The sequence below is a fragment of the Nitrososphaera sp. genome, from assembly GCF_050748925.1.
Taxonomy (GTDB): Archaea; Thermoproteota; Nitrososphaeria; order Nitrososphaerales; family Nitrososphaeraceae; genus Nitrososphaera.
Genome location: NZ_JBOGQF010000238.1, coordinates 1 through 1,353 on the forward strand (window position 1 = coordinate 1; position 1,353 = coordinate 1,353).

At 59.1% G+C, this 1,353-nt stretch carries 2 protein-coding genes; both read left to right on the forward strand.

The window, feature by feature from the left end; genetic code table 11:
• The first annotated feature begins 1 nt into the window (after window position 1).
• The gene (locus ACREAY_RS11910; RefSeq protein WP_431755983.1) at window positions 2-1,111 is read left to right on the forward strand and encodes a ZIP family metal transporter; all 1,110 of its coding nucleotides are present in this window, start codon (window positions 2-4) and stop codon (window positions 1,109-1,111) included.
• A gap of 33 nt (window positions 1,112-1,144) precedes the next feature.
• Window positions 1,145-1,312 (forward strand): hypothetical protein, encoded by a 168-nt coding sequence (locus ACREAY_RS11915; RefSeq protein ID WP_431755984.1) that lies wholly within the window; start codon window positions 1,145-1,147, stop codon window positions 1,310-1,312.
• Window positions 1,313-1,353 lie beyond the last annotated feature (41 nt).

Sequence of the window (1,353 nt, forward strand, 5' to 3'; positions counted from 1 at the left end):
CGTGATACTTGCGGCCCTGATAGCGTTCCTGCTGTGGCCCGGCAACAGCATCCTGAACATGGGAGTACCGCTCCCTGATGTGACAATAGAGCGGATCGAGTTTGGCGACAAATTGATAACTGCTTATGTGCGCAACACGGGCCCTCAGGCAGTCGAGATATCCATGGCGGACGTGAACGACCGGATAGTGCCCGCGGCAGTCGAACCGTCAAGGTCGCTGGAGAGGTTTGCAGAAGCCCGGGTAATAATCCCGTTTGACTGGGTGGAGGCGCAGCCCTACGAGATTGGGGTGACGACGTCAGACGGCACCCGGTTTGCGACCGCTGTGGCTGCTGCGGCGCCCACGCCAAAGCCCAGCGCGGATCAGGTGTCGTTCTTTGCGCTCATCGGCACATACGTCGGCATAATCCCTGTGCTCATCGGGCTCCTCTGGCTCCCGTTCCTGCGCCGACTGTCAAGTGCCAAGTACATGTTCTTTTTGAGCCTCACGGCCGGCCTGCTCCTGTTCCTGGGCATAGACGCGCTCGTCGAGGCAAACGAGATATCTGCAGAAAGAGTGCCAGGCGCGTTTGGAGGCCAGGTGCTCATCGCGACCGTGACCGTGATATCATTCGTGGCGCTCCTCTACGTTTCTGAAAAGCTGGCTGGGGGCAAGCGGCAGCAGGTTGCAGGCGCGTTTGCGGTTTCATTGATGATTGCAGTGGGCATCGGCCTGCACAACCTCGGCGAGGGGCTGGCCATAGGCGCCGCGATGGTTGCCGGCCAAGTGGCGCTCAGCACGTTTCTGATAATCGGGTTTGCCGTACACAACACCACGGAGGGGCTCGCAATCGTCGCTCCACTTGCCCGCGAAAGGCCCAAGATCCTGAGACTTGTGCTGCTCGGGCTCATCGCAGGGGCGCCTGCAATAGCCGGCACGTGGATAGGCGGCTTTGTGGCGTCGCCGGTTGCGTCCATAGTCTTTCTGTCCGTGGGCGCAGGCGCGGTCTTCCAGGTCGTGGTCGCGATATTCAAGTTCGCCGGCAAGAGCGGCAAATTCCTGAGCGGGCCCGTGGTGGGAGGTATAGCGGCCGGCATGCTGGTCATGTACCTTACGTCTGTCCTGATCTGAAACTAGATATTCTTCCAGCGCGCACGATGAATCATGAAGACGCTGACTCTGGACGACCATACGTACAGGAGGCTCGAGTCCATAATGAAGGACATGATGCACGACAAAAAGCGAGACATCGACCACAGCTATGTCATAAACGAGCTGATAAACACCTACCAGGACAGCCTCGCGTTCAGCGGCGAAAATGCCGGCGGCTAGTCGGGAGGCTTAAATTGCCGTCAGCCATACCTACCGCCATG